The organism is Promicromonospora sp. CA-289599 (genome assembly GCF_050936155.1).
Lineage (GTDB): Bacteria > Actinomycetota > Actinomycetes > Actinomycetales > Cellulomonadaceae > Promicromonospora.
The window spans coordinates 4,538,000-4,561,764 of record NZ_JBNJNI010000001.1; the positions used below are offsets into that span (position 1 = coordinate 4,538,000).

Genomic DNA, 23,765 nt, shown 5'->3' on the forward strand with positions numbered 1-23,765 from the left:
GCGCGATCAGTCGAGAACTGTGAACTTGCCGCCGTCGACCACCTGCACCACAGCCTCGTGCTCGGCGTCGCGTTCGTCGTTGATGGTCAGCTCGCCCAGCACGGTCGGGACGCCCTGGATGTTCGCGAGCCCCTCCTTGATCGCGTCGCGCTCGCCGGAGCACGACGCACGCACCGCTGCGTCGACCAGCATCAGTCCCGTGTACGACTGGGCGGCGAACTGGTCCGGCTGCGCCCCGTGCATCTCCTCGAAGTCGGCGAGGAACGCGGTGTTCTCGGGGTTGTCAGACGCCGAGTTCCAGGCTGCCCCGACGACCACGCCCTCCGCGGCGTCCCCGGCGTCGGCCATCAGCCGCGGGTTGTTGAACCCGTTGCCGCCGATGATCGGTACGTCCAGCCCGAGCTCGCGGGCCTGCGTGACCAGCGGGATCGCCGCCTCGATGAGACCGGAGACGGCCAGCGCGTCCGGGTCGGCGGCCTTGGCCTCGGTGAGCAGGGCCCGGAAGTCGGTGTCCGCCACGGAGAACGTCAGCGTGTCGGCGACCTCGATGCCCTCCGCCTCCAGGGCGTCGCCGAACACCTCGCCCCCGGCCTCGGACAGGGCGTCGTCGTTGGCGTACATGACCACCACCTTCTCCAGGCCGTACTCGGCCCTCGCGGCGGCCACGGTCTGCGGGATCACCTGCGACTCCGGGAGCGAGTCGCGGAAGATGTAGTCGCCCTGCGCCGTGATGCCGTCGACGGTGTTGGAGATCGCGAGGACCGGGACGCCCTCCTCCTGCGCGATCGGCTGCGCCTGGAACGCCCCCGTGGACAGGGTCGGGCCGATGATCACGCTCGCGCCGTCGTCCGCCGTCAGCTGCTCGAACACGGCGATACCCTGCCGCGGGTCCGTCTGGTCGTCCTCGACGGTCAGCTCGTACTCGACACCGCCCGCGGCGTTCAGCTGCTCGGCGGCGAGCTCCAGGCCTTGTCGCTGCGACTCGCCGTAGCTGGCAGCCGCACCCGTGAGGCTGAGCGCCGCGCCCACCGGCACTGGCGACCCGATGGTGCAGTCGGCACCGGTCCCCTCGCCGTCGAGACCGCCGTCGGTCGTCCCGCCCCCCTCCGACGTGCAGGCAGTGAGCGAGACGGTCAGGGCGGTGGCGGCGAACAGGGCGAGAGCACGGTGCTGCATGCGGGTCTCCAAGGTGTCGCGAGAGCGTCGTTGCTTCGGAAGAAAGAGCCGTGCGAGCCGGTAGCGGGGGAAATTCTGGCACGGATACGCCCACGATCACACTGAAATCGGACCAGGGACACGACATTTCGATTCAGCGCAAATGCTTGACAGCCCGACGTCGGACCGGCAGCGTCCGGCGCATGAACCGCCGAACGACCCTCGCAGCAGGAGCCACCGCAACCCTCGTGGCCCTCACGCTCACCGCCTGTGCACCGTCGACGGGCAGCCCGGAACCCGGCGGGGCCGCGGGGGAGGGGTGCGACGGCGACGCGGTAGCGCTCGACGTGTGGTCCTGGCGCACCGAGGACGTCAAGACGTACGACAAGATCTTCGACGTCTTCGAAGAGGCCAACCCGTGCATCACGGTGAACTTCCAGGCCCACCTCAACACCGAGTACGACCAGATCCTGCGCACCGGCCTGACCGGCTCCGACGGACCCGACATCGCCCAGGTGCGCTCCTACGGCCTGCTCCAGCCGCTCGTCGAGGGCGGCAACCTCGAGCCGCTCGAGGACCTCGTCCCGGCGCTCGGCGAGTTCGACGACGCGATCCTCGACGGCGCTCGCGGTCGCGAGGACGGCGCGGTCTACGGCGTGCCCCTGGCCTCCCAGACGATCCAGGTCTACTACAACACCGCGATCTTCGAGGAGAACGGCCTGGAGGAGCCCGAGACCTGGGACGACTTCGTCGCGATCAACGACGAGCTGCTCGGGACGGATGTGACGCCGCTCGCGGTCGGCGCGCGCGACGGGTGGTTCGTGCCCACCGTGCACGACGCCCTGACGTCCGCCCGGTACGGCGGCGCGGACTTCCAGCAGGCGCTGCGCGACGGCGACACCGACTTCACCGACCCCGCGTACGTCGACTCGATCCAGACGCTCAAGGACCTGCAGAAGTACATGCCCGAGGACGTGACCGGCGTGGCGTACACCGACGCGCAGGTGCTGTTCACCTCGGAGCAGGCTGCGATGTTCGCCGGCGGCTCGTACGAGCTGGCGTTCTTCCAGGAGGCCAACCCGGACCTCGACCTCGGCGTGTTCCAGGTGCCCCCGCCGCCCGGCGCGGCGCTGGACCACCCGGTCAGCCCCGGGTACGCGGACGGAAACTGGGGCCTGTCGGCCGCCACCGAGCACCCGGAGGAGGCCGAGACGCTGCTGAACTGGCTGGCCACGCCGGAGTTCGGGCAGCTGGTCGCCGACGAGCTCAAGCAGTTCTCGCCGATCCCCGGCGTCGAGTTCTCCGACCCGCTCCAGCAGGAGATGTGGGACCTGTACCAGGAGAACCCCGCGCCGTACCTGCTGCTCGTGGACTACCGGTACGGCGACCTCGTCGGCACCGACCTGATGGGGGAGGCGGGCCAGAAGCTGTTCCTCGGCGACGCCGACGCCGAGCAGGCCGCGGGGATCATCCAGGACGGCCTCTCGGCCTGGTGGACGCCGGGCGAGTGAGCGGCCGTCGCACAGCGGCGCTCCCCACGTCCGTCGCACTGCTCTTCCTGCTGCCGGCGGCGGCGCTGTTCGCCGTCTTCGTGCTCTATCCGATGGCGACGGCCCTGACCTACTCGCTGTTCTCCTGGCGCGGCACCGCGCAGGGGTCGTTCGTGGGGCTGGACAACTTCGTCACGCTGCTGACCAGCGAGCCGTACCGCAGCCAGCTCCCGCGCGCCTTCGCGCACAACGGGCTCCTGTTCGCCGGCGCGATGGTCGTGCAGAACTCCGTGGGGCTGCTGCTGGCGTACGTGCTGCACAAGCGGGAGCGGATGCGCCGCCTGTTCCAGGTGCTGTACACGATGCCGTACCTGGTCTCGCCGCTCGTGGTCGGCTACCTCTGGTCGCTGCTGCTCTCGCCGCTGTTCGGCCCGGTCAACGCCGCCCTGCGCGCCGTCGGCCTGGAGTCGGTGGCGCAGCCCTGGCTGGGCGACCCCGACACCGCCCTGTGGGTGGTGGTGCTGGTGACGGCGTGGCAGTGGGTAGGGTTCCCGCTCCTGGTCTACGGCGCCGCGCTCGGGTCTCTCGACCCCACGATGGAGGAGGCCGCGATGCTCGACGGCGCGTCCTCCCGTCAGCGGTTCTGGTACGTCACGCTGCCCATGCTGGTGCCGGTGATCGGCACGGTGAGCGTGCTGACGTTCATCTTCTCCATGGAGGCGTTCCCGATCCCGTACGCCCTCGGGGGGTCCAACGGCAGCCCGGCGGGGGCCACCGACGTCATGTCGCTCCTCTTCTACCGCACCGCGTTCGGCTCGGGCGCCTCCAACGCGATAGGCGTCTCGTCGGCCGTGGCGATCCTGCTGTTCGTCGTGATCGTCGGGGTGTCGGTGCTGTTCACGCGGTGGTTCCGGCGCGTCGAGCGGGGCCTGACGTGAAGCGCGCGGCGGTACAGGTGGTCCTCTGGGGCTACGCGGCGGTCGCGCTGGTGCCGCTGCTGATCATGGTGTGGAACTCGTTCCGCACCGATCAGGAGCTCGTCGCCGAGCCGCTCGGCCTGCCGGTCAGCCCTTCGCTGGACGCGTACCGCCAGGCCTGGGTGGAGGCGTCGTTCTCGACGTACTTCCTCAACTCGGTGCTCGTCACCACGGCCTCGGTGGCCCTGTCCACGGTCGTCTCGCTGCTGGCCGCCTATGCCCTGGCCCGGTCGCGCTCACGCCTCATGGGCGTCATCGAGCAGGTGTTCGTGTCGGGCCTGATGATGCCCGTGTTCCTCATGATCGTGCCGATCTTCTACCTGCTGGACACGATCGGGCTCGCCTCGACCCGGACCGGGCTGATCCTGGTCTACGCGGCGGTGTCGATCCCGTTCTCGGTGTTCGTGCTCGCCACGTTCCTGCGTCAGCTCCCGGACGATCTGGAGGATGCCGCCCGGATCGACGGCGCCGGCCCGCTGCGCACGTTCTGGTCGGTGCTGCTGCCGCTCGTGCGTCCGGCGGTCGCGACGGTCGTGGTCTTCCGCTTCGTGCCCATCTGGAACGACTTCTTCTACCCGCTCATCCTCGTGCGCGACCGCTCGCAGTACACGCTGCCCGTCGGGCTGACCACGTTCTTCGGGGAGTACCAGACGTCGTGGTCAACCCTGTTCGCGGGCCTCGTCATCGCCACGCTGCCGCTCGTGGTCCTGTTCCTGGTGGCCACACGGCAGATCGTGGCGGGTCTGACGGCGGGGATGGGCCGCTGACGGCCGGCGGACGCCGGACGGTGTGCGGCACGCCACCGGTTTGCATTCGGCGCCCGTGGTCGTGGGGCGTACCATTGACGGGTTGCCCGTGCGTCTCTCGCACGTCGTCGTCAGCGCGGCTGACAGCGAGCAGCGGCAACTGAGCTGAGCATCCCCGCGCCACCCCGGGAAGCAGTAAGCCGGCGTGCGCGCACCCCCGACATTCTGGAGACCATCGAAGTGAAGAGCGCCGTCGAGACCCTGGAGCCCACCAAGGTCAAGCTGACCGTCGAGGTGGACTACGACGAGCTCAAGCCGAGCATCGATCACGCCTACGAGCACATCGCGGAGCAGGTGAACGTCCCCGGCTTCCGCAAGGGCAAGGTGCCCCCGCGCATCATCGAGCAGCGGGTCGGCTGGGGCGCGGTGATCGAGCACGCCGTGAACGACGGGCTCTCGGGCTTCTACCGTGACGCGCTCGGCGAGACCGAGCTGCGTCCGCTCGCCCAGCCCGAGATCGACGTGACCGACGTGCCGGCCAAGGCCGGCGAGGGCCAGCTGAAGTTCACGGCAGAGGTCGAGGTGCGCCCGGAGATCGAGCTGCCCGAGCTGTCCGGCGTCGAGCTGACCGTCGACTCCACAGTGGTCACCGACGAGGACGTCGCGGAGCGTATGGACGCCCTGCGGGAGCGCTTCGGCACCCTGGTCGGCGTCGACCGCCCGGCCGTCGAGGGCGACTACATCGTCATCGACCTGAAGGCCGTCATCGGTGACGAGGAGGTCGACTCCGTGTCGGGCGTCTCGTACCAGATCGGCTCCGGCAACATGCTCGAGGGCCTGGACGAGGCCCTGACCGGCCTCTCCGCCGGCGAGACCACGACCTTCAAGGCACCGCTGGCCGGCGGCGACCACGAGGGCAAGGACGCGGACGTCACCGTCACCGCGACCTCGGTCAAGCAGCGCGACCTCCCCGAGGTGGACGACGACTTCGCCCAGCTCGCCTCGGAGTTCGACACGATCGAGGAGCTCAAGGACGACCTGAAGACCCAGGTCGCCGGCATCAAGACCTCCAACCAGGCGGTCAGCGCCCGGGACGCCCTCATGGAGAAGCTGCTGGAGACCGTCGAGGTCCCCGTGCCCACCGGTGTGGTCCAGGCAGAGGTGCACCGTCACCTCGAGTCCGAGAGCCGCCTGGAGGACGACGAGCACCGCGCCGAGGTCACCGCCGACGCGACCAAGGCGATCAAGAACCAGATCCTGCTCGACACCCTCGCCGAGAAGCTCAAGGTGCAGGTGAGCCAGGGCGAGCTCGTCGAGTACCTGGTGAGCGCCTCGCAGCAGTACGGCATGGAGCCGAGCGAGTTCATCCAGTCCCTCGAGCAGGGCGGTCAGATCCCCGCCATGGTCGGCGAGGTCGCGCGCTCGAAGGCCCTCGCGGTCGCCCTGCGCCAGATCGAGGTCAAGGACTCCGACGGCAACGTCGTCGACCTGAGCGAGTTCATCGGCTCGGAAGAGGTCGACGAGGCCCAGGCCGCGCTCGACGCGGCCGTGGCACAGGCTCAGGGTGCCGCTGACGACGAGGCGCCCGAGGCGCCCGCCGAGGGCGCCGCGCCCGAGTCGTCGGAGCCCGCGAAGGCCTGACGTACGACCCGGCCCGGGAGGGCCGGCGCATGACGCCCGACGGCGGTCCGCACCCTCGGCGTGAGGGTGCGGACCGCCGTCCGCGTTCCCCCCGACTTCGCCGTGGGCAGCACCGATGCGCTGTAGGCGAAACGGGCTCCGAATCAGGAGTTCCGGCGGGCGGGGGCACGTTAGGGTCGAGCGAGACGTCGATGGGACGTGGTCCAGAGACGTGGTCCAACAGACGAGAGTCAGAACCGAGGAGATGGACGTGAACGATCTGCTGCGGATGGATGCCGGGCCGGTAGCACGGGCGGAGGGTGCTGGATTCGGGCTCAACGACTCCATCTACAACCGGCTGCTCAAGGAGCGCATCATCTGGCTGGGGTCGGAGGTGCGCGACGAGAACGCGAACGCGATCAGCGCGCAGATGATGCTTCTCGCGGCCGAGGACCCCGACAAGGACATCTGGCTGTACATCAACTCGCCGGGCGGCTCGATCACAGCCGGCATGGCGATCTACGACACGATGCAGTTCATCAAGCCGGACGTGGCGACCGTCGCGATGGGGATGGCCGCCTCCATGGGGCAGTTCCTGCTGTCCTCCGGCACGAAGGGCAAGCGCTACATCACGCCGCACGCCCGCGTGCTCATGCACCAGCCGTCGGGTGGCATCGGCGGTACTGCGACCGACGTCCGGATCGGCGCGCAGCTCATCATGCACATGAAGAAGGTGCTCGCCGAGCTGACGTCCGAGCAGACCGGGCAGCCGATCGAGAAGATCATCAAGGACAACGACCGCGACAACTGGTTCACGGCCGCCGAGGCGCTGGAGTACGGCTTCGTCGACCACGTCGTCGAGAGCGCTGCGCTTGCCGGCGGCGGCGGCATGGCCAGCTGACCGCCCGGAAACTCATCAAGACCTGATCGACGAGGAGATCCATCGTGAGTCCTGAAGCCCAGTTCATCGCAGCCGCAGAGCGCCTTGCCGGTACACGCGCCCACCCGGTCGCGGGGCTGCCTTTCGCCGCTGCTGGCGCCATGCCGTCCGCCCGCTACGTGCTCCCGCAGTTCGAGGAGCGCACCGCGTACGGCTTCAAGCGCCAGGACCCGTACACCAAGCTGTTCGAGGACCGCATCATCTTCCTGGGTGTCCAGGTCGACGACGCGTCCGCCGACGACGTCATGGCCCAGCTGCTGGTCCTGGAGACCCAGGACCCGGACCGTGACATCTCGATCTACATCAACTCGCCGGGTGGCTCGTTCACGGCCATGACGGCGCTGTACGACACCATGCAGTTCATCAAGCCGCAGATCCAGACGACCTGCCTGGGGCAGGCGGCGTCCGCCGCCGCGGTCCTGCTGGCCGCCGGTCAGCCGGGCAAGCGCCTCGCCCTCCCGAACTCGCGCGTGCTGATCCACCAGCCCGCGATGGAGGGTGGCGGCTACGCGCAGGCCTCGGACATCGAGATCCACGCGAACGAGCTCATCCGCATGCGCGAGTGGCTCGAGCTGACGATCGCGACGCACAGCGGCAAGTCGCAGGAAGAGGTGCGCAACGACATCGAGCGCGACAAGATCCTCACCGCCGCCCAGGCCAAGGAGTACGGTCTGGTCGACGAGGTGCTCCAGTCGCGCAAGCCTGTCACGGTCGTGACGAACTGACCGTTCCGGTCGGTCCGGTCGAGACCGCTTCCGACGCCGGGGCGTGCCACCAATAGCGGTGGACGACGAGCCCCGGCGTCGGGCATGGTGGGACACGCTGCGCGGATCATGACAAAATTGTCATGATGTGGTGAATATCGGTCATGCGACCCGCCGGGTCGCCGGGCTGACAACGAGCCACCGGTGGTGTGGAATGGATCTAAGACCGCTCGACGTTGCGGATCTGCTGGGTCAACCGGCCTGTGCGGGACTCCGTGAGGGTGCACAAGGCGAGGAGACAGGTAGTGGTGCGAATCGGTGACGGCGCGGAACTGCTGAAGTGCAACTTCTGCGGCAAGTCGCAGAAGCAGGTGAAGAAGCTGATCGCCGGGCCGGGCGTGTACATCTGCGACGAGTGCATCGAGCTGTGCAACGAGATCATCGAGGAAGAACTCGGTGAGGCGGCCGAGCTCGGGCTGACAGAGCTGCCCAAGCCGCGCGAGATCTTCGACTTCCTCGAGCAGTACATCATCGGCCAGGACCCCGCGAAGCGCGCCCTGGCCGTTGCTGTCTACAACCATTACAAGCGCATCCAGGCGGGCGAGGCCGGCCGCTCGATCAACCCGGACGAGCAGGACCCGGTGGAGATCGCGAAGTCCAACATCCTGCTCATCGGCCCGACGGGCACGGGCAAGACCTATCTGGCGCAGACGCTCGCCAAGATGCTCAACGTGCCCTTCGCCATCGCCGACGCGACCGCTCTCACCGAGGCCGGCTACGTGGGCGAGGACGTCGAGAACATCCTGCTCAAGCTCATCCAGGCCGCGGACTACGACGTCAAGAAGGCCGAGACGGGCATCATCTACATCGACGAGGTCGACAAGGTGGCCCGCAAGGCCGAGAACCCGTCGATCACGCGCGACGTGTCCGGTGAGGGCGTGCAGCAGGCGCTCCTGAAGATCATCGAGGGCACCACCGCATCGGTGCCGCCGCAGGGCGGGCGCAAGCACCCGCACCAGGAGTTCATCCAGATCGACACGACGAACGTGCTGTTCATCGTGGCCGGGGCCTTCGCAGGGCTGGACGACATCGTGGCCGCCCGGTCCCGCAAGCGCGGCATCGGGTTCAGCGCTCCGATGGAGTCGATAGTGCCCGACGCGGACCTGTTCGCCGAGGTGCGGCCCGAGGACCTGCAGAAGTACGGGCTGATCCCCGAGTTCATCGGTCGGCTGCCCGTCATCGCCTCCGTCTCGCCGCTCGACCGCGACGCGCTGGTACGGATCCTCACGGAGCCCAAGAACGCGCTCGTGAAGCAGTACCAGCGCATGTTCCAGATCGACGGCGTGGAGCTCGAGTTCGACGAGCCGGCAGTGGGCGCCATCGCCGAGCAGGCGCTGCTGCGGGGCACCGGGGCGCGCGGCCTGCGCGCCATCATGGAAGAGGTGCTCCAGCAGGTCATGTTCGACGTGCCGAGCCGTGACGACGTCGAGCGTGTGCTCATCACGCGCGACGTGGTGCTCGACAACGTGAATCCGACCGTGGTGCCGCGCAAGAGCCCGGTCCGTGGCCGTCAGCCGCGCGAGAAGAGCGCTTAAGTTTCGTACGTCGAAGTAGAGCGCCTGTCCGGTCCTCCTGTGGTAACCACGGAGGGACTGGACAGGCGCTCTACTTCGGCATACCGGGCGAGGGTCAGTGGGCGGGGGTCGCCACCGGGGCGCCGTACAGCGCGTCGACAGCGCCCGCGAAGTCGGCGAGCACCTTCGAGCGCTTCACCTTGATGGACGGCGTGAGATAGCCGTTCGCCTCCGTGAAGTCGAGGTCGAGCACCATGTACTTGCGGATCGACTCGGCCTTGGAGACCGCCTCGTTCGTGCGCTCGACCGCCTTGTCGAGCTCGGCCAGCACCTTCGGGTGCACGCGAGCCTCCGAGACGGAGAGCCTGCGCAGCCCGTTCGCCGCGCACCAGCCGGGCAGCATCTCGGCGTCGAGCGTCACGAGGGCGCCGATGAACGGACGCTGGTCGCCGACGGCGACCACCTGGCTCACGAGCGGGTGGGCGCGCATGCGGTCCTCGAGCACTGCCGGTGCGACGTTCTTGCCGCCGGCCGTCACGATGATCTCCTTCTTGCGGCCGGTGATGTGCAGGTGGCCGTGCTCGTCGAGGCGGCCGAGGTCACCGGTGCGGAACCAGCCGCCGACGAACGCCTCGGCGGTCAGCTGCGGCTCGTTGCGGTACCCGCGGAAGATGTGCGGCCCGTGCAGCAGCACCTCGCCGTCCTCGGCGATGCTGATCTCCGTGCCGAAGAACGCGGGGCCGACCGACCCGATCACTGTCTTCCCGGGCAGGTTGACCGATGTCGGCGCGGTGGTCTCGGTGAGGCCGTAGCCCTCGAGGATGGTGACGCACGCGCCGCGGAAGAAGTGGCCGAGCCGTTCGCCGAGCGGCGCGCCGCCGGAGACCGCCCACCTCAGCTGTCCACCCATGGTCGCCTTGAGCTTGCTGTAGACCAGCTTGTCGGCGATCGCGTGCTTCCGCTGGAGCGTGCGGTCTGGACCACCGGGTGTGTCCAGGGCGCGCGAGTAGTCCTCCGCGACCCGGACGGACCAGGCGAAGATCTTGGCCTTGAGGCCCGACGCCGCCTTCTGCTCCGCGCTGTTGTAGACCTTCTCGAAGACGCGCGGCACGGCGAGCAGGTAGGTCGGGCGGAAGGAGCCCAGGTCGGCCACGAGGCTCTTGATGTCCGGGGCGTGGCCGAGTACAGCATTGCCCGCGACCGTCGCGACCTCCACGAAGCGCGCGAACACGTGCGCGAGCGGCAGGAACAGGAGCGTGCGGGCGTTCTCGGCCTGCAGCAGCTCCGGGATGCCGATGGCGGCGTTCATCGCGAGGTGCGCGAAGTTGCCGTGCGTGAGCTCCACGCCCTTGGGCCGCCCGGTGGAACCGGACGTGTAGATGATGGTCGCCAGGTCGTCCCGCCGGACGGCGTCGCGCCGGTCGGCGACGATGCCCGCGGAGAGGTTGATGCCGGCCTTGCGCAGGTCGAGGATCGCCTCGTCGTCGATGAGGAGGACGTCCTCGAGCGTCGGCAGGCTGGAGCGCACGCTGCGGACGATCTCGGCGTGCGCACCGGACTCGACGACGACGAGCCGCACGTCGGCGTCGGACAGGATCCACTGGACCTGCTCGGCGGACGAGGTCTCGTAGACCGGCACGGCCACGGCGCCCGCGGCCCAGATGGCGAAGTCGAGGAGGGTCCACTCGTAGCGGGTGCGCGACATGATCGCGACCCGGTCGCCGGCGGAGACGCCACGGGCCACGAGGCCGCGGGCGACGGCGAGGACCTCGTCCTCGAACTGGCGGGCAGGCACGGCGACCCAGGGGCCGCCAGGGGTCTCGCGTCGCTCGATGAGCGCCTTGTCTCCGGAGCGGGCCACGCGGTCCGCGAGGATGGTGTTGATGCTGGTGCCCTCTGGCACCTCCACCAAGGCCGGCGACGTGGCGAGTGTCATCTGCTGCTCTCCGTTGAAGTCTTGAAGAGGTGAAGCCAGAGTTCTGGGCCTTCACCAAGTTGCGTGCCTGCTCGCAGACTGTAGCCGATCCGCGTCTCGCGTCGGAACAGCCTTCGGCGGTACCGCCCTCTGCCGGTTAGCCTCTTCCTGTGTCTGACAACGAACCGACCAGCGCTCCGGTGCCGTCCGAGATCATCCGGCTCCGCGGGAGCATCGACAACATCGACGCGGCGCTCGTGCACCTGCTCGCCGAGCGGTTCAAGATGACGCGGAGGGTCGGCGAGCTGAAGGCGGTGGGCGGCCTGCCGCCTGCTGACCCGTCGCGGGACCAACAGCAGATCGCCCGGCTCACGGCGATCGCGGAGGAGTCGGGTCTCGACCCCGAGTTCGCGGTGCAGTTCCGCCAGTTCATCGTGAGCGAGGTCATCCGCCACCATGAGCTCATCGCCGCGCGGCACAAGGGCGACAACCTGCCTGAGGTCGACACATACGCTTGAAGGGGTTAGCCCTTTGAGGCGCCTTTGCTGCTTGCTGGCCTGAGGTCAACATCCGGTGGTGAAGATTTGGTGCCCCGGTCACAGGCAATTCCGGCCTGGGGGTGGCGTCTCCTCGTGATCCGTCGTTTCCTGGGAGGGAACGCCGGGGCGACGCGTGCGGTACGGCACTTCTTCGACCTCGGCGGGAGACGCGGAGGTTTGTATGAAGATCGACTGGCTCAAGCCCCTCCTCGGCCACCAGGGCCCCTTTGCGACCCTGCACCTGGACGCGACGCCGTCCGAGCAGGCCGCCGAACGTGACGTCGAAGGCCGGTGGAACTCGGCGCGCAAGAACCTGGCACAGCAGGGGACCCCGGACGCCGTGCTGGATGCCATGGCAGAGGTGGTGCTGCGACCCACGAGGGTCCCGGGACCCCACGGCCGGGTCGTCATCGCCGACGACACCGGCGTGCTGGTGGACCGCGTGGTGAACAACCCACCGGCCGGCACGACGTGCTCCTGGGCCCCCGTACCGGCGCTGCTCCAGGCCGCGCTGGCCGCCGACGAGTCGGTGGAGCTGCTCAAGGTGATCGTCGACCGGCAGGGGGCGGACTTCGTCCGCGTGGGGCCGGCCGGCAAGGTCCACAGCACGTTCCAGGCCCCGCACGACGAGATCGAGAAGACCGGGTCCGCGCGAGGGGTCAAGCGATCGCGTATCGAGTCGCGGGCGGAGGACTCGTGGGAGCGCAACGCGGAGGCTGTCGCGGCCGAGACCGAGCGACATGTCGCCGACACCAAGCCGGAGCTGGTGCTCTTCACGGGGGACAAGCGGGTCGTGTCCCTGGTGCGCGCGGCCCTGACCTCGCCGACGGCGGAGAGCGTGGTCGAGGTGCCGGGCGGCGGTCGCGGCAGCGGGGTGCACGAGGGCGCCTTTGCCGAACAGGTGTCGGAGGCGCTCGACTCCTACCGCGAACGACGCCGGGAGCGCGTCCTGGCGGAGCTGCGGCAGGAGCTCGGCCGCGAGTCGAACGCGGTGATGTCGGTGGACGACGTCGTCTCCGTGCTCGCCCGCGGGCAGGTCAAGGAGCTCGTCCTCGCGGAGGAGTACGGCACGGGCAACGCGCCGATGAACGGTCGCAAGCTCTGGATCGGCCCGGACCCGATGCACATCGCGGCCTCCCGGTCCGAGCTCGTGGCGATCGGCGTGACGGAGCGGCTGGAGGAGCTGCCGGTCTCGGTGGCGCTCGTCCGCGCCGCCGTCGGGCAGGACGCCGGCCTGACGTTCGCCCCGGAGGGCTCCGTCGAGCTCATGGACGGAGTCGCCGCGACGCTGCGCTGGCGTGACGAGGGCACGCCAACGGAGGCGCTAGCGAGCATGTCGGGGGATGATCGAAGGTTGCACTGACGTCCCGCGTTAACTCGGTGTGAAATCACCCGCCCGTTCTGGGGGACTAATGCCCCCAGAACGGGCATGAATTCGTATAGATTTTCCGTTTTACCGTCTATGGGAAAATGTTGCGTCGAAACGTGTCCGTTTTGCCCATACACACGGAAACGCATTATCGGTACGGTCACGGGCCATGGGGATGATTCATTGTGAGTACGCGCGGCTAGCCGCCGAGGACTTCGACAAGGCACGCACCGATCCGACCTGGGCGCTCGAGCACATCGACGAGCTCGCCGGGGAATGGGTGCAGATGGACCTTCCGGCACAGGAAGCGAGGTACTTCAGCATCGGGACCGTCTGGGGTCCGCTGCACAACGTGCTGCGGGTGCACGGCGGGATGCCCGTCGATCCGGTGCAGGGTGGGGCCGCGCTCGGCTCCGCCGCCGGGATCACGCCGGTGCGCTACCTGGGCCCCGACGACGTGGAGAAGGCCGCCGCGTTCCTGGTCGGCACGTCGTTCGACGCCCTGGCGCCGCTCGCCGACGCCGCTCAGGTGTGCGACGAGGACGTCTGCCCGGACCCGGGCGAGCACGCTGCCGAGACGGACGCCGAGCGTCTGGCGGAGGCCTACGGCGAGCTGACCGCGTTCTACGGTGCCGCGGCCGAGGCCGGCGACGCAGTGGTCCTGATGCTCAACTGACCCGCCGAGAGAGAACTTTGGCGAGGACATCTCAACAGGCTCGACCATCGCTGGTCGAGCCTGTCGAGACCTCCTCGCCAGAGTTCTCTCTCGCTCTGGTTCTACCTCGGCGAGACGGGCTGGTCAGCCCTTGTTGCGCGGCGGGGCCTCGCCCAGCTCGCTGGAGGTCACCACCATGCCGCCCTGGACCGCCTGGTCGCCCTGCCCCTCGGCAGCGGACACCAGGTCGAGCGGACCCGTGACGCGGCCCGCGGCCTTGATGTCCAGGGCCGCGGTCTCGACGGCCGTCAGCGATGCGGCGGGCACGGCCAGCGACGCGGCGACGATCGGGGTGCGCATCGAGGCCTTGGCCTCGGACTTCACCTTGCGCAGCGCCGCCAGGGCGTGTCCGGCCGCGGCGAGGTCGGCCGGGTCGGCGTCGCCGGAGGCCGCGCGCAGCGGCTCCGCGACGGGCCACTCCGCGCGGTGCACCGAGCCCTCGCGCCACCAGGACCAGACCTCTTCGGTGGCGAACGGGAGATAGGGCGCCAGGAGCCGCAGCATGGTGTCGAGCGCGATCGCCAGCGTGGTGCGGGCCGACGTCGTCTCGGCGGAGAGGTTCGCCGCGTCGTCACCGGCGCCATAAGCGCGGTCCTTGACGAGCTCGAGGTAGTCGTCGCAGAACGCCCAGAAGAACGTCTCGGTGAGCTCGAGCGCGCGTGTGTGGTCGTAGGACTCCAGCGCCGTGGTGGCCTGCTCGACCACGCCCGCCAGCCCCGCGAGCATCGACCGGTCGAGGGCGACGGTCACCGCTGCCGGGTCGAGCGCGATCTCGCTGCCCGCGCCGCCGCCGAACGACAGCGCGAACTTCGAGGCGTTGAGGACCTTGATCGCCAGACGGCGACCGATCTTCATCTGCCCCACCTCGAACGCCGCGTCGGTGCCCAGGCGGGCGGACGCCGCCCAGTACCGCACCGCGTCAGAGCCGTGCTCGACGAGCAGGTCCATCGGCGTGACGACGTTGCCCTTGGACTTCGACATCTTCTTGCGGTCCGGGTCGAGGATCCAGCCGCTGATCGTCGCGTTCTTCCAGGGCAGCACCTTGTTCTCCAGGTGCGAGCGAACCACCGTGGAGAAGAGCCAGGTACGGATGATGTCCTGGCCCTGGGGGCGCAGGTCCATCGGGTACACCCGGTCGAACAGGTCCTGGTCCCGCTCCCAGCCGCCGACGATCTGCGGGGTCAGGGACGACGTCGCCCAGGTGTCCATGACGTCGGCGTCGCCGACGAAGCCACCGGCCTGACCACGCTGGTCCTCCGTGTAGCCGGCAGGCGCCTGGGACGTCGGGTCGATCGGCAGGGACTCCTCGGCCGGGACGATCGGGTGGTCGTAGTCGACCTCGCCGTTCGCGTCGATCGGGTACCAGAGCGGGATCGCGACGCCGAAGAAGCGCTGACGGCTGACCAGCCAGTCGCCGTTCAGGCCGTTGACCCAGTTCTCGTACCGGACGCGCATGAAGTCCGGGTGGAAGTCGAGCTCCTTGCCGCGGCCCAGCAGCTCCTCGCGCAGCGACTTGTCCCTGCCGCCGTTGCGGATGTACCACTGGCGCGAGGTCACGATCTCGAGGGGCTTGTCGCCCTTCTCGAAGAAGTTGGCCTTGCGCTGGGTGGCCACCGGCTCGGTCGGCATGTCGCCCGACGCGACGAGCGCGTCGACGATCGCCTTGCGGGCGCTGAACGTCGTCTTGCCCGCGACCTCGGCCGCGAACAGGTCGGCGCCAGGGCCGCCCGGGAGCCACTCCGGGACCTCGCGCGTGATGCGGCCGTCGCGGTTGATGATCGAGCGCGTGGGCAGCTGCAGCTCGCGCCACCACTGCACGTCGGTGAGGTCACCGAAGGTGCAGCACATCGCGATGCCGGCGCCCTTGTCCGGCTCGGCCAGGTGGTGCGCGAGCACGGGGACCTCGACGCCGAACAGCGGCGACTTCACGGTGGTGCCGAACAGGTGCTGGTACCGCTCGTCGTCAGGGTGCGCGATGAGCGCGACGACGGCGGGGATCAGCTCCGGCCGGGTCGTCTCGATGTAGACGGGGCCCTCGGTGGTCGAGCCTGTCGAGACCGGGTGGAAGGCGATCTTGTGGAAGTGGCCGGGGTAGTCCCGGGCCTCCAGCTCGGCCTGGGCGACGGCGGTCTGGAACGTGACGTCCCACAGGCCCGGCGCCTCGGCCTGGTAGGCCTCGCCACGCTGCAGGTTGCGCACGAACGCGCGCTGCGCCGTGGCGCGGGAGACGTCGCCGATGGTCTGGTACGTCTGGGCCCAGTCCACCGAGATGCCCAGGCGGCGCCACAGCTCCTCGAACTGCTTCTCGTCCTCGGCCGTCAGGCGCTCGCACAGCTCCACGAAGTTGCGGCGGCTGATCGGGACCTGGTCGGCGGCCTTGACGCTCTTCCCGGTGCCCTCGAACGGGGGCGTGAAGTCCGGGTCGTAGGGCAGCGACAGGTCGACGCGCACGCCGTAGTAGTTCTGGACGCGGCGCTCCGTGGGCAGGCCGTTGTCGTCCCAGCCCATGGGGTAGAAGACCTCGAGGCCGCGCATGCGCTTGTAGCGCGCCACGATGTCGGTGTGCGTGTAGCTGAACACGTGCCCCACGTGCAGGGAGCCCGAGGCGGTCGGCGGCGGGGTGTCGATCGAGTAGATCTCGTCGCGGGTCCTGGTGCGGTCGAACGCGAAGGTCTGCTCGGCGGTCCAGCGCTCGTCGAACTTGGTCTCGAGACCGTCCGTGCTGACCTTGTCCGGTACCTCCTTGACCACCGCGCGGACGACGTCGGCGCCGGCTACCGAGGCAGCCGAGGAGTCGAGGGCGGGTGTGGTCGCGGCCGGGTCCGTCGGCCCGGAGGAGGCAGGAGTGCTCATGCGCACCAGTGTCCCAGATTCGAGCAAGCCGAAGTACACGTTTCCACGGTCACGTCCACGGTCACGGAGTGATCGGTAGTTCCGCCCCGTACGACTCAGCCGGCATCGGCGGCTGCCCGCTCCAGGGCCGCGTCGGTGCAGGTGTCGGTGGCGACCGGGCCGTCGATGGAGAGCTCGACGACGGCGTCCTGCTGCTCGGGCGACGACTGGCCGCCGCCACTGAGCTCGACCGACCAGCCGTTGGTGGCCACGGACTCGACCCAGATGTCGCCGCCGTGCTCGGAGTGCTGCTGCTCGGACATCGGCTCCATACCGTGCTCCTCGAGCACCGGGTCGGCCTGCGCGGCGAGCGAGGCGAGCAGCGCCTGGGCATCGTCGATGGTGCCGGTCCCGTTGGTGCTCGTGACGAAGAGGTAGCAGAGGCCGTCCTCCTGCTCGGTGACCGACGGGTAGGTGGCCAGGGACTCGGCCCACGTCAGGTCGCCTGCGTCCGGCGTCTCCTGGAGGGCGGTCAGGACGTCGTCGTACAGGTCGGTGTAGGTGGTGAGGGCCTCGTCGATGGGCGGCGCCTGCGCGGTGGGGCCCTCCGGCGTGCAGGCGGTGAGGGCTGCCGCCGCGAGCGCGGCGGCCAGGGCGGCGGGGACGGTCCGGGATGCGCGCACGAGGTGCTCCTTGACGAGTCGTGGGCTTGCTCGCCCGTGATCGGTCTCGGACGCTACCAGCGCCCGCGGCGGCTGTCTCGACCCTGGCAGGGGGAGCGCTCCCCATGGTCGGCCGGCCAGGGTCAGCCGGCCAGGTGGGACCAGCGCGGTTCCAGGTCGCGCCAGTGCCCGACGGCGGCGACGCGCCCGGCGTCGAGAACCACCACCCGGTCGGCGGTCGCGAGGGTCGCCGCGCGCGACGTCGTGCCGAGCACCGTCGTGCCGGCGGACCGCAGCCGGGACCAGACCTCCGCCTCGGTGACGGCGTCGAGCGCGGAGGAGACGTCGTCCACGAGGAGCAGGTCGGAGCCGGTGGCCAGCGCCCGGGCCAGGCCGAGCCGCTGCACCTGGCCGCCCGAGAGCCGCAGCCCGCGGTGCCCCACCAGCGTGGCCGTGCCGCCCGCCTCGGCGACGTCACGACCGAGCCCGGCAGCGTCCACCGGACCGGTGACGGGGCGCTCGTGGTCGAGCCGCACGTTGTCCGCGAGGGTTCCCGACACGACGTGCGGCACCTGCGCGACGTGCGCGACACGAGGTGGGCGCAGGAACGTCTCCGGATCGGTGACCTCCTCGCCGTTCCAGCTCAGCCGCCCGCCGACGTCGACGAGACCCGACAGCGCCCCGAGCAGCGACGACTTGCCGGAGCCGACCCGCCCCACGACCAGCACGAGCTCGCCGCGCCGGACCGTGAGGTCCACGCCCGCGACCCCTGTCGTGCCGTCGTCGTGCGTCGCGCTGACGCCGTCCAGCCGCAGCTCCCGGAGCGTGCCCGGCGCCGCAGAGGCTGTCCCTGCCGCACCCGATGCCGCCGAGTCCGATGCTGTCGCGTCCGGTACCGCGGGATCCGCGGTACCGGCGAACAGGTCGAGGTCCCTGGGCACGTCGGCGAGCCGCTCCGTGCCGGCGTACCGGGAGGTGACCTCCACCCAGCGGCGGGCGGACGCGGCGCTGGTGACGAGCTGACCCAGTCCGTACCCGATCCAGCTGAAGGTACCTATCGAGGTGCTGACCAGGAGGGCGGTGGCGAGCGACCAGGTGCCGCCGAGGTGCAGCGACCACGCCAGGACCATCGCGATCCGGCTCAGCACCGAGGGCGCGAGCCCGACGAGGAAGCTGGTGCGCTCCTCGCGCAGCGAGGCCTGCACGCGGCGACCGTCCACCTGGGCGACCTGGGCGAGGACGCCGCCGGTAGCCGCAGCGAGCTTGACCGTACGCACCGCGTCGAGGGCCGACCCGAGCAGGCGGCCCAGCTCGGCGGCGGCGTCACCCGCGCGCCGTGCGGCGGTCGCGACCGACCGGCTGCCCAGTACCTGCGCCGTGAACATCACGGTCGCCATGGCCAGCCCGATCGCACCGGCGAGGAGGCTGTCGCTCAGTACCACGAGCAGCGCCAGCGTGAACGGCGCGGTGACGACCTCGCGCCAGGCCTGGGTATGTCCGGTGAGCCGGTACTCCTCCTGGGCCCGCGCGGCGATCTCGCCAGGGGCGTCGCGAACCGTGCGCCGCTGCGCCGTCTGCCCGCGCAGGACGGCGAGGCGCAGTCGTAGCCGCGAGTCGGCCCACCAGCGGGCGCTCGTCAGGCGGATGGTGAACGGCAGCAGGGTGTTGGCCACCACCGCGGCCAGGACGGCGCAGGCGAGCAACCAGGGTGCCGAGCCCTGCTCCAGGTCGACGACGAGCGACGCCCACAGCCAGCCGACGATCAGGCCGGTGGTGGTGAGGTAGTCGGTGAGCTCCCAGACGACGGCCGGGAGCAGCAGGCCGAGCGGACGGGCGCGCAGCGTGCTCCACACCGCGCGGGCCATCGATGTGCGGGGCGGCGGGGCGGGATCGCGGCTCTGTCCGGACCGTCCGGAGCCGGACGCCTGGCCGACGACGGCGAGCTCTGCCGGCGGCGTCCGCCTGGCCTGGTCGATGGCGGCGTCCGGGCCGGTGTCCACGGGCGGTTCCGTGAGCCCCGCCGCGGCGACGAGCTGGGCGAAGTGCCCGTCCGCGGCCGCCAGCCGGTCCCAGGGGCCGTGCTCCACCAGGCGTCCGGCGTCGAGCACCGCGACCGTGTCGGCATGCCGTGCGGTGGGCAGGCGGTGCGCGACGACCAGCGCGGTCCGGCCCGCCAGGAGTGCCTGGGCGGCGAGGGTCACCCGCTCCGCCGTCGCCGGGTCCATCCGGGCGGTCGCCTCGTCGAGCACGACCACCTCGACGTCGCGGACCAGGAGGCGCGCGAAGGCGACGAGCTGTTCCTCGCCGGCGGACAGGGTCACGCCGTCGGACCCGAGCCGGGTGTCCAGACCGTGCGGCAGCGACGCGACCCACGCCCTCAGGCCGAGGGCTTCCACCGCCCGCTCCACGCGTTCCGCGGGTACCGGTGCCCAGAGCGTGATGTTCTCGGCGAGGGTCGCTGCCAGGATCTCGGTGCGCTGCCCGACGACGCCGACGCGGGTGCGCAGCTCGTGCAGGTCCAGGTGGGTGATGTCCTGACCCTCCAGGAAGACGCTGCCGGCGGGCGGCTCGACCGCTCGGGACAGCATCTTGGTCAGGGTCGTCTTGCCCGAGCCCGTCCGCCCCACCAGCGCACACGTGCTGCCCGCCGGGATGGTCAAGGACACCGGGCCCAGGCGGAAGCCGCCGCCGTACCCGAACGTCAGGTCACGCAGCTCGACGTCCACCCCCGTGGTGCGGCGGGGGAACGCGTCGCCACCCACGGGTTCCTCGGGCACGCCCAGCAGATCGCGCACGCGGTGGAACGTGCCGATCGCCTCCTCGACGCGTGGCAGGAGGCGGCCCAGGACGTCCACCCGGCCGACGAACCCCGTCACCAGCAGCCACAGCGCGACCAGCCGGGCGACGTCGAGCGTGCCCCCCGTCACCGCCCACACCCCGCCCACGAGCACGGCGCCGACGAGCGCGTCCAGCGGGAGCTCGGTGCGCAGCCGCACCCGGGAGAACACGACCGACCACTCCTCCCTCAGCCGGATCTGGCGCGCCGCCAGCTCGGCGTACCGGCGCAGCACGTACCGCTGGCCGTGGGCGGTGCGCAGGTCGTCCCGCGCGGCGATCGCCTCCTCGAGCTGGGCCATGTGGTCCGAGCCGGCCTCCGAGCTGCGTCTGCTGAGGTCGCGCAGGGGCCGTGCCGCCCGTCGCGCGAACACGAGCACCACGGCGGCCACCACGGGGAACGCGATCCAGGCGGGCCACCACACCAGGCCGGCGGTCACCCAGCCGACCACCAGGCTGATCGCCGCCTGCCCGAGCGTGATGCCGATACCGCTGATCGCCCGGGTGAGCCGCTCGGGATCGCCGTTGACGCGGTCCAGGAGCTCACCCACCGCCTGCTCCTCAAGCGCGGGCAGGGGCTGGCTCAGGGCCGCTGCGGTGAGGTCGACCCGGAGCGTCGCCTCCGCGCGGGCCACCGCGCGCTGCACGACCAGCCACGTCACGGCGTCCAGCACGATGACGGCCGCGCTCACCGCCGCGAGGACGATCAGCGTGTCCCGCGCCGGGTCGGCGGCCATCCGGCCCGTGACCACCGCCGCGTACGACGAGGCCCCGGCCGCCAGCAGCGCGGCCGGGACCGCGACAGCGGCCACCCGCAGCGCGCGACGACGCCACGAGGTGCGGCGCTGGTCGCCGGCCTCGTTCGGTCGACGGCTCGGTCGACGGCTCGGTCGAGCCGGGGTGTGGGGCATGGCTCGACTCTGCCACCGGTCACTGACACTCGGTCCGGCCTCGGGCGTCGGGTACGGGGCGCTCCCGGGCGGGTCGTGGCCCCGCCACGACGTAGGTGTCAGTGGGTCGACGTAGCGTGGATCTCGTGACCTACCGCGAGCTCGCACCGCCCACCGGCCTGCTGCCGGTGGTGGCCTGCCTGTGGGAGCACGACGTGCCGCCCGACCACGAGCAGCGGATCATCCCCGACGGCTGTGTCGACCTGGTCCGGCTCGAGGGAGAGCTCGTGGTCGTCGGCGCGGACACGGGCCCGGTCGTCGCACGGTCGCACGCCACGGCGGCATCGGCACGGACCAGCGGCATCCGCCTCCGGCCGGGCGCGGCGGGCGCCGTCCTCGGCATCCCCGCCTCGGAGGTGCGCGACCTCCGGGTACCGCTCGCCGACGTGTGGCCCGACGTCGGCCCGGCGCTCGCCGACGCGCTCAGCGCGGCGGACCCCGCGGGGCGGCTGGACCTGCTCGCCCGCGCCGTGCTGCGGCGAGAGGCCGAACGGGACGGGCTCGTCGCGGCGGCCGCACGGCGGCTCGGGGTGCCGGGCTCGCGGATCTCCGGCGTCGCCCAGGACCTGGGCGTGAGCGAGCGGCACCTGCACCGCCGCACCGTGGACGCCGTCGGCTACGGGCCCAAGATGCTGGGGCGGGTGGCCCGGCTGCGGCGGCTGATCGGCCTGTCCACGGGCGTGCCCTCGTCCCTCGCGGACCGTGCGGCCGCTGCCGGGTATGCGAGCCAGGCGCACATGTCCGACGAGGTGCGCCGCCTGACCGGCCTCACACCCGTCCGATTCCTGGAAGACGCCGCACTGACGGCCGCCTAGCGTCGGGTCCATGAGCACAACGACGAGGATCGACATCGGAGCCGCCAGGCGGTTCATCTACGACGACGCCCGCCTCCTGGAGCGGCACCGCCTCGCGGCGCTGTTCGACGGCGCCCCGGGCAGCCGTGTCCTGGACGCCCTGCGTCCCTACCGGAACGACGACGGCGGGTGGGGCCACGCCCTGGAGCCCGACCTGCGCGGGCCGGACAGCCAGGTCTCGGGTGCGTTGTCCGCGCTCGAGGTGCTCGCCGAGCTGGGGGCCGCCGCCGACCCGGCGGTGGCGCAGCTGGTCACGGAGACCGCCGACTGGCTGGCGTCCGTCGCACTGCCCGACGGGCGGGTGCCGCACGTGCTGCCGACCGCCGCCGCGTACCCGGCCGCACCGTGGATGCAGCCGAACGAGGGCGGCATGCTCACGTTCGCGATCGCCGGCCACCTGTGGGAGCTGGGTGCTGACCACCCCTGGCTCGACGCCGCGACCGCGTGGTGCTGGGCCCAGATCGAGGCCGAAGGAGGCCTGGTGGGCGGCTACCCGGTCAAGTTCGCCATCCACTTCCTCGACGCGGTGCCCGAGCCGGACCGCGCGGCCGCCGCGATCGAGCGGATCCGGCCGCTCCTGCGCGCCGACGGCACCATCCCTGTCGACGGCGGGCAGGACGACGAGAAGCTCAGGCCGCTGGACCTGTCGGGAAGGCCCGGTGCGCCGAGCCGGGCCCTGTTCACCGCGGACCAGATCTCCGCGGAGCTCGACCGGCTGGAGAGCGAGCAGCTGGACGACGGCGGCTGGGACTTCGAGTTCCTGCACTGGTCACCGGGGCAGGCGGTGGACTGGCGCGGCATCGTCACCCTCGGAGCGCTGCAGACCCTCCGCCTGCATGGTCGCCTCGAGCCTTAGGCTGTCCGCGTGGTGACCATCGGCTATGCCGCGATGCTCGAACAGTTCGCGCCCCGGGAGGCCGTGGAGCTGGCGGCGCTCGCTGAGGCGCACGGCTTCTCCGGCGTCATGGCCGCGGACCACTTCCAGCCCTGGACCCCTGCCCAGGGGCAGGCGGGCTTCGTCTGGAACGTGCTCGCGGCGGCCGCCGAGCACACCACGGGCGACCTGGGTCCCGTGACGGCGCCGACGTTCCGGTGGCACCCCGCGGTGGTCGCCCAGGCGTCGGCGACGCTCGCGGCGATGAACCCGGGCCGGCACTGGCTGGGGGTCGGCTCGGGGGAGGCCCTCAACGAGCACGTGGTCGGCGGCTACTGGCCGGAGGCCGCCGAGCGGATCAACCGCATGTTCGAGGCGGTGGAGATCATCAAGAAGCTGTTCGCCGCATCGCTGGCCGGACGCGACGTGAAGCATGCCGGCACGTACTTCAAGCTGGAGTCGACGCGGCTGTGGACCATGCCGGAGGTGGCCCCCGAGATCCTGGTCGCGACGGCGGGTCCCGTCACCGCCCGCCGCGCGGGGCGGACGGCGGACGGGCTGATCACGCAGGCGGCGCCCCTCGACCGGATGGCGTCCCTGCTGACCCGGTTCGCCGACGGGGCCCGCGAGTCCGGCCGCGACCCGGGACGGATGCCGAAAGCGCTGCAGCTCCACCTCTCCTGGGCGCCCACGCACGACGAAGCGGTGGCCAACGCCCTGACCGAGTGGCCGGTGGGCGGCATGCGGTTCCCGCGGTCCGACATCCGCTCGCCGCACGACTTCGCGCAGCTCGCGCGGATGGTGCGCCCCGAGGACTTCGAGGGGCGCGTGCTGATCTCCGCCGACCCGGACGAGCACCGGGCGTCGATCCAGCGGTACGTGGACCTCGGGTTCGACCGCATCTACCTGCACAACGTGGGCCGCAACCAGCGCGAGTGGATCGAGACGTTCGGCCGAGAGGTGCTGCCCGAGCTCGTGCGGTGACGAGCCGCGCGTGGCAGGTGGGGCGGCCTC

18 protein-coding genes are annotated in these 23,765 nt (G+C 70.8%); 13 read left to right on the top strand and 5 right to left on the bottom strand.

Annotation, left to right across the window (positions count from 1 at the left end; all coding sequences use genetic code 11):
- Positions 1–6: 6 nt before the first annotated feature.
- Positions 7–1,176, bottom strand: a complete 1,170-nt coding sequence (locus tag ACQEVI_RS20215) for an ABC transporter substrate-binding protein (RefSeq protein ID WP_432902085.1) — start codon at positions 1,174–1,176, stop codon at positions 7–9.
- 182 nt (positions 1,177–1,358) lie between these two features.
- On the opposite strand from ACQEVI_RS20215, the gene ACQEVI_RS20220 reads away from it, so the two are divergent.
- From ACQEVI_RS20220 to clpX, 7 genes are all read left to right on the top strand, one after another.
- Positions 1,359–2,666, top strand: a complete 1,308-nt coding sequence (locus ACQEVI_RS20220) for an ABC transporter substrate-binding protein (protein WP_432902087.1) — start codon at positions 1,359–1,361, stop codon at positions 2,664–2,666.
- Entirely contained in the window at positions 2,663–3,583 is a 921-nt protein-coding gene (locus ACQEVI_RS20225) for a carbohydrate ABC transporter permease (protein ID WP_432902088.1), read from the top strand. The genes ACQEVI_RS20220 and ACQEVI_RS20225 overlap by 4 nt, the downstream gene beginning before the upstream one ends.
- Positions 3,580–4,389, top strand: a complete 810-nt coding sequence (locus ACQEVI_RS20230) for a carbohydrate ABC transporter permease (protein ID WP_432902089.1) — start codon at positions 3,580–3,582, stop codon at positions 4,387–4,389. The genes ACQEVI_RS20225 and ACQEVI_RS20230 overlap by 4 nt, the downstream gene beginning before the upstream one ends.
- Before the next feature lie 219 nt (positions 4,390–4,608).
- Complete coding sequence (gene tig / locus ACQEVI_RS20235) at positions 4,609–6,009, top strand: trigger factor (RefSeq protein ID WP_432902091.1); 1,401 nt, start codon at positions 4,609–4,611, stop codon at positions 6,007–6,009.
- Positions 6,010–6,253: 244 nt separating this feature from the next.
- Positions 6,254–6,889: an ATP-dependent Clp protease proteolytic subunit gene (locus ACQEVI_RS20240; RefSeq protein ID WP_357450314.1), complete on the top strand. Its 636-nt coding sequence runs from the start codon at positions 6,254–6,256 to the stop codon at positions 6,887–6,889.
- Between the two features lie 44 nt (positions 6,890–6,933).
- Positions 6,934–7,653: an ATP-dependent Clp protease proteolytic subunit gene (locus tag ACQEVI_RS20245; protein WP_432902093.1), complete on the top strand. Its 720-nt coding sequence runs from the start codon at positions 6,934–6,936 to the stop codon at positions 7,651–7,653.
- A 284-nt stretch (positions 7,654–7,937) separates the two neighbouring features.
- Complete coding sequence (gene clpX, locus ACQEVI_RS20250) at positions 7,938–9,227, top strand: ATP-dependent Clp protease ATP-binding subunit ClpX (RefSeq protein ID WP_432902095.1); 1,290 nt, start codon at positions 7,938–7,940, stop codon at positions 9,225–9,227.
- A gap of 94 nt (positions 9,228–9,321) precedes the next feature.
- On the opposite strand, the gene ACQEVI_RS20255 is transcribed toward clpX, so the two are convergent.
- The gene (locus tag ACQEVI_RS20255) at positions 9,322–11,142 is read right to left on the bottom strand and encodes an AMP-dependent synthetase/ligase (protein WP_432902097.1); all 1,821 of its coding nucleotides are present in this window, start codon (positions 11,140–11,142) and stop codon (positions 9,322–9,324) included.
- Positions 11,143–11,291: 149 nt separating this feature from the next.
- On the opposite strand from ACQEVI_RS20255, the gene ACQEVI_RS20260 reads away from it, so the two are divergent.
- The 3 genes from ACQEVI_RS20260 (at position 11,292) to ACQEVI_RS20270 (ending at position 13,705) form a co-directional block, all read left to right on the top strand.
- Positions 11,292–11,639: a chorismate mutase gene (locus tag ACQEVI_RS20260; RefSeq protein ID WP_357450302.1), complete on the top strand. Its 348-nt coding sequence runs from the start codon at positions 11,292–11,294 to the stop codon at positions 11,637–11,639.
- A gap of 202 nt (positions 11,640–11,841) precedes the next feature.
- The gene (locus ACQEVI_RS20265) at positions 11,842–13,023 is read left to right on the top strand and encodes a Vms1/Ankzf1 family peptidyl-tRNA hydrolase (RefSeq protein WP_432902099.1); all 1,182 of its coding nucleotides are present in this window, start codon (positions 11,842–11,844) and stop codon (positions 13,021–13,023) included.
- A gap of 175 nt (positions 13,024–13,198) precedes the next feature.
- The gene (locus tag ACQEVI_RS20270) at positions 13,199–13,705 is read left to right on the top strand and encodes a DUF1877 family protein (RefSeq protein ID WP_432902101.1); all 507 of its coding nucleotides are present in this window, start codon (positions 13,199–13,201) and stop codon (positions 13,703–13,705) included.
- A gap of 123 nt (positions 13,706–13,828) precedes the next feature.
- Here the strand turns inward: ACQEVI_RS20270 and valS are convergent, their stop codons facing one another.
- The 3 genes from valS to ACQEVI_RS20285 all read right to left on the bottom strand — a co-directional run bounded on the left by valS (position 13,829) and on the right by ACQEVI_RS20285 (position 20,984).
- On the bottom strand, positions 13,829–16,597 hold the full coding sequence (gene valS / locus ACQEVI_RS20275) for a valine--tRNA ligase (protein WP_432902103.1): 2,769 nt from the start codon (positions 16,595–16,597) through the stop codon (positions 13,829–13,831).
- Between the two features lie 95 nt (positions 16,598–16,692).
- Positions 16,693–17,259 carry a hypothetical protein gene (locus ACQEVI_RS20280; RefSeq protein WP_432902105.1) on the bottom strand — a complete coding sequence of 189 codons (567 nt, stop codon included), beginning with the start codon at positions 17,257–17,259 and terminating at the stop codon, positions 16,693–16,695.
- Positions 17,260–17,381: 122 nt separating this feature from the next.
- Positions 17,382–20,984 carry an ATP-binding cassette domain-containing protein gene (locus tag ACQEVI_RS20285; protein WP_432902107.1) on the bottom strand — a complete coding sequence of 1,201 codons (3,603 nt, stop codon included), beginning with the start codon at positions 20,982–20,984 and terminating at the stop codon, positions 17,382–17,384.
- A 125-nt stretch (positions 20,985–21,109) separates the two neighbouring features.
- Between ACQEVI_RS20285 and ACQEVI_RS20290 the strand changes: the two genes are divergently transcribed.
- From ACQEVI_RS20290 to ACQEVI_RS20300, 3 genes are read left to right on the top strand one after another with little or no spacing between them, the layout of a single operon-like run.
- Positions 21,110–21,838 carry a DUF6597 domain-containing transcriptional factor gene (locus ACQEVI_RS20290; protein WP_432902109.1) on the top strand — a complete coding sequence of 243 codons (729 nt, stop codon included), beginning with the start codon at positions 21,110–21,112 and terminating at the stop codon, positions 21,836–21,838.
- Positions 21,839–21,848: 10 nt separating this feature from the next.
- Entirely contained in the window at positions 21,849–22,733 is an 885-nt protein-coding gene (locus tag ACQEVI_RS20295; RefSeq protein ID WP_432902111.1) for a hypothetical protein, read from the top strand.
- Positions 22,734–22,742: 9 nt separating this feature from the next.
- Positions 22,743–23,735 (top strand): TIGR03557 family F420-dependent LLM class oxidoreductase, encoded by a 993-nt coding sequence (locus tag ACQEVI_RS20300; protein WP_432902113.1) that lies wholly within the window; start codon positions 22,743–22,745, stop codon positions 23,733–23,735.
- Positions 23,736–23,765 lie beyond the last annotated feature (30 nt).

Bases quoted from the DNA above. Each gene is read 5' to 3' on its own strand.
- ACQEVI_RS20215 (WP_432902085.1), bottom strand. From the start codon at position 1,176: ATGCAGCACCGTGCTCTCGCCCTGTTCGCCGCCACCGCCCTGACCGTC.
- ACQEVI_RS20220 (WP_432902087.1), top strand. From the start codon at position 1,359: ATGAACCGCCGAACGACCCTCGCAGCAGGAGCCACCGCAACCCTCGTG.
- ACQEVI_RS20240 (WP_357450314.1), top strand. From the start codon at position 6,254: ATGGACGTGAACGATCTGCTGCGGATGGATGCCGGGCCGGTAGCACGG.
- ACQEVI_RS20255 (WP_432902097.1), bottom strand. From the start codon at position 11,142: ATGACACTCGCCACGTCGCCGGCCTTGGTGGAGGTGCCAGAGGGCACC.
- ACQEVI_RS20265 (WP_432902099.1), top strand. From the start codon at position 11,842: ATGAAGATCGACTGGCTCAAGCCCCTCCTCGGCCACCAGGGCCCCTTT.
- ACQEVI_RS20270 (WP_432902101.1), top strand. From the start codon at position 13,199: ATGGGGATGATTCATTGTGAGTACGCGCGGCTAGCCGCCGAGGACTTC.
- valS (WP_432902103.1), bottom strand. From the start codon at position 16,597: ATGAGCACTCCTGCCTCCTCCGGGCCGACGGACCCGGCCGCGACCACA.
- ACQEVI_RS20285 (WP_432902107.1), bottom strand. From the start codon at position 20,984: ATGCCCCACACCCCGGCTCGACCGAGCCGTCGACCGAGCCGTCGACCG.
- ACQEVI_RS20295 (WP_432902111.1), top strand. From the start codon at position 21,849: ATGAGCACAACGACGAGGATCGACATCGGAGCCGCCAGGCGGTTCATC.